The 328-nt window shown below is 42.1% G+C and carries 1 protein-coding gene; it reads right to left on the bottom strand.

From position 1 onward, the window contains the following. The coding region (locus KSU54_RS18710; RefSeq protein ID WP_173867812.1) for an excisionase at window positions 1-157 on the bottom strand (157 nt) is incomplete at its 3' end. Window positions 158-328 lie beyond the last annotated feature (171 nt).

Below are 328 nucleotides of genomic sequence, written 5' to 3'. Positions count from 1 at the left end.
TCTGTATGCGGTTGCCATTCATAATGAGCCAGCCAGCGTCCTTGTTTTCCTCTGCTAAGCGTCTTAACTTGTTTTCTCCGATACGGAAATACTTTGACGCTTCTTCAATGGTAAGGGTATATTTTTCCCATACGGGAATATCCTGTGCATTACTCATAAAACACCCCCTCACTTTCGATTACATCTGCTATATCCGTACACATCTGTTCTACAAGCATTTCCTGTTTTTCGGAAAGGTTGGTACATTCATCAATCATTTTCATGTAGTTTGAGCCTGTCAGCCTGTCGATTTCCTCTATCATCACGATTGACGGCATGACCTGTCTTT

Origin of the sequence: Erysipelatoclostridium sp. MSK.23.31 (assembly GCF_019125875.1) — a bacterium.
Taxonomy (GTDB): Bacteria; Bacillota_I; Bacilli_A; order Erysipelotrichales; family Coprobacillaceae; genus Thomasclavelia; species Thomasclavelia ramosa.
Note: the sequence above shows the minus strand (reverse complement) of the source record. Positions and strands in the feature narration are given on the sequence as shown.